2 protein-coding genes are annotated in these 3,405 nt (G+C 44.0%); one reads left to right on the forward strand and one right to left on the reverse strand.

What is annotated here, in order from left to right:
- Positions 1-323: 323 nt before the first annotated feature.
- Positions 324-1,802 carry a MobV family relaxase gene (gene mobV, locus KNO65_RS15545; RefSeq protein ID WP_214785208.1) on the reverse strand — a complete coding sequence of 493 codons (1,479 nt, stop codon included), beginning with the start codon at positions 1,800-1,802 and terminating at the stop codon, positions 324-326.
- An 882-nt stretch (positions 1,803-2,684) separates the two neighbouring features.
- On the opposite strand from mobV, the gene KNO65_RS15550 reads away from it, so the two are divergent.
- On the forward strand, positions 2,685-3,161 hold the full coding sequence (locus KNO65_RS15550) for a replication/maintenance protein RepL (RefSeq protein ID WP_214785210.1): 477 nt from the start codon (positions 2,685-2,687) through the stop codon (positions 3,159-3,161).
- Positions 3,162-3,405: the final 244 nt, after the last annotated feature.

Genomic DNA, 3,405 nt, shown 5'->3' on the forward strand with positions numbered 1-3,405 from the left:
TTTTTTTTTTTTTTGCTTTTACTTGGATAAAACGCAATTAGAAAGCCTATATAGATAGGACGATCATATCGCCCAAACTATAAAAATTAAAAAATGTCGCTTCGAAGCGACCCATAAACAATTTGGAGTGAACTTTGAACTTCAACGCTTTATTTAATTAAGACCTGCTGAAAGGAGGGAGTTCGAATGACCAAACCAGAAATGATTAATCTATTTGTGAATGTGTTCTTTGGTTCTATGGCTGTTTTAATTGGCATCTTTACGCTCATTCTTACTGTCGCAGTAAAATAAAGGAGGGGCATTATTGCCCCCCTTATCTTGATTTATCGTTCAATTCCGTTATCACGATCCAATCTATTCTGTTCCTTCTGGATCAGTTCATGTTGAATTTCTTCACTTCGCTGCCCAATCTCTTTGTCAGCAAGTGAATGATCCACCGTGGCTTTGGAACCGAGATTCGTCTTGATCCACTCGTGATTCGCCTTCATCACGGCTCTCTTCACGAATTTAGTCGTCTCTTTGATCGCTCTCTCGATCTGACCTTTTGTTTGGGATTTGTATTTCTCGAACGATTGTTTCAGCAGTTCCAGTTCATCGGACAGCTTCTTGATCTGCCGATCTTTCGTCTCGATTTCCTTGTTCTTGTCGTCAAGAACGGCATAAACGTGATCCACTCGTTCGTCAGCATCTTTGACCTTAAATTCCATTGACCGTACTTCTTGTCGACTTTTGTCGATGTTCTTCTTGGCTATATCCTTCGCTTTTTCGACCAAACCCTTCGCTTCCGCCATCAATGCGTCTCGTTCTCTCTTCGTCTCGAGTTTGACGATCCGCTCCACGTCCGTCTTGTGATTATGGAGTTCCAGTCCCAACTTCTGGCTCTGATCGGCGTACCGATCCTTCTCTTTCTCCAAGTTCTCGTACTTCTCTTGGAGATTTCGATGCTCTTGATTCACATGAACGAGTTCAGTCTTCAGCTTTTCATGATCTTCAGCCAACTGCTTGATCTGATCGAAGTCGGCATGATCCACGATCACTTGATCCGTCTTCTTGCCGTACCATGTCCGTTTCTCCTGGTACTCGACACTCTCAATCTCTTCGATCTTGTCGAGTGCAGCCGTTTTCGTCTCGATCTCTTCGTTCAGCAATTCGAGATGTTGTTGAGCATAGATCGTCTCTTCTTTCGCCAACTTCGCGGCTTTCTCTGCTTCCGTCATTTTCAGCGTAGCCATCTCGATATGTTGAGCCTTCGAACCTTCACGGCCACGCTCAATATCGAAGCCTGCTCGTTGAAGGGCTTTCGGTAGTTCTTCCTGCAAATACCGAAGTTCTTTGCGATCGAATACTTCTTTGCCGGTCAGTTTTCCATCTTTCAACGGCACGACAGCGACATGAGCATGAGCGCCAGCACCTCTCAACTCGTCATAATGGGCAATTGAGTACAGGACGTTCTCTTTCCCATATCGTTCAGTGAAGAAGTCAGTGGCAGTCTTGAAGAATCGATCCTTCTCGCTTTGGTCCAATTTATCGAAGAATTCCTTGTCCGATCCGATGATGAATTCATTGTATCGAGTCGCATCATCCCGAATTGCACGTTTTAGGGTGTATCCTTCCTCAATGCGTTTCTCCCATTTTTTCTTGAAGTTGATCGGTTGGTCGTTGATGAAGTCCTTGTTGAGATGGGAGCGGGTCGGATCTATGTCGGGATTCGTGTTGCTTTTGAGTTCTCTTAGGTTGTGGATCTGATAGCCCCTAATATCATTTTTCTTCACTTTTGCCATACGACAGACGAGTTTAGACATAGGCTTGGGAGTCTCCTTTTTCGGTTGTGTTGTAGGTGTAGTATAGCGTACTATACTTTACTTCGTAAAGGTACGCTCTCCGAGGGTAAAGATTGCCGTCTGGCGACGGGTGATGCCCTGCATCACAAGGTCAAGAACTCGACTCCCCAACCCCTCGATCCCGAGGGGCTCCCTCGCCGGGGGGCAGGTTTCGCCGTGGGAACGGCAAAACCCAAATGAGGGTGGATCGTGCAGTGCGTCAACTCCTTATGCTCACTCGCAAGCTCGTTCCGCTACCGTTGACCCACCTCAGACGCCCATATTTCGCTTCTGAGGGGTTTGCCCCTGCTCCGCTCAATCAAGGACGGCTCCACGCCGTCCAAGCCCTCAGAATCGCTCTGAGGGCTTCTAAAGCACTTCCGCTTTTGAACTTGGCCCTTCCCATCGTTTGGGGGCTGGTATCGGGCGGGGGCATGTGGGGGTTGACCCCCACAGGTCTTGTCGGTCACGACTGCTGCAAGATCAGTCGCACTCGAACGACCAAACAAGCGATTCCGGTCGGTACAATATTCATTCCGAGCCGTCACCTTAACACCATCGTTTGGTTGCTTGGCTCGGTGCCAATCACCAACTGACCGGAATTTTGAAGGGCAAGGGTGAAAGGGTGGAGATTTTCGAAGAAAATACGACCCGTCCCTTGCGCTTTAAAAAGCGCCCTTGATTATAGAAGAGAGCTATTTTTATTAAAAAGTAGTATAAACCCTTATATATCAACGTTTTTTGGACTTTTAGTTACTTAACTAGGCGTTAGTGCCCACTTAAAGATACGTTAGTGGAAATAAATCTTTACTTTCTTTTTCACTTAACATATGATTAAGTAAATTGAGAGAAAGGAGGTAAAACATGGATAAAAATATGCAGTATCATTCTGATACCCAAACATTACTAGGAACTAAGCAAAAGACTTATATTGACGTCGAAACTGGAGAAAAAATTCAAGCAGAACAAATTACCAAAAGAGCATATGGACAACAGCAATTTTGGAAAGTCTACTTGATGGATTTTCTTCACATTCTTGGACTTGCTGAATCGAAGCAAATGGATGTACTCGTCTACATACTTCGGAATACAGAACAAGCCAACAACACTTTTGTAGGGACTTATAAGAAGATCGCTAAAGACGCAAACGTTTCAGAACCTACAATCGCAAAAATCATGAAAAAACTTCAAGAGCACAAATTCATCACAAAAGTTCAGAATGGAGTTTGGCAGGTATCGCCACTCATCATGATGAAAGGATCAGAGCATAAAAAGAGCTTAATCTTGAATTACTATGACGATAGTAATGGACAAGAGAATAGCGAATCAGAAGAATCTTAAAATGCGATTGCAAGGCATTTTAAGACAAAAAAGAAGCCCCTGCATTGAGCAGCGGGCTCTTTTTTGTGCCATTTTGATTTTTTTGTCGTCAAATCGCGAACAAATACATATAAGGCATAAAAGCATAGCCGGGACTTCGTCCCAACGTCCATGATTTTTTTTTTTTTTTGCTTTTACTTGGATAAAACGCAATTAGAAAGCCTATATAGATAGGACGATCATATCGCCCAAACTATAAAAATTA

Source organism: Exiguobacterium sp. S3, from assembly GCF_018617295.1.
GTDB lineage: Bacteria > Bacillota > Bacilli > Exiguobacteriales > Exiguobacteriaceae > Exiguobacterium > Exiguobacterium profundum.

Excerpts from the sequence above, each read along its gene's own strand:
- mobV (WP_214785208.1), bottom strand. The coding sequence starts at position 1,802 with ATGTCTAAACTCGTCTGTCGTATGGCAAAAGTGAAGAAAAATGATATT.
- KNO65_RS15550 (WP_214785210.1), top strand. The coding sequence starts at position 2,685 with ATGGATAAAAATATGCAGTATCATTCTGATACCCAAACATTACTAGGA.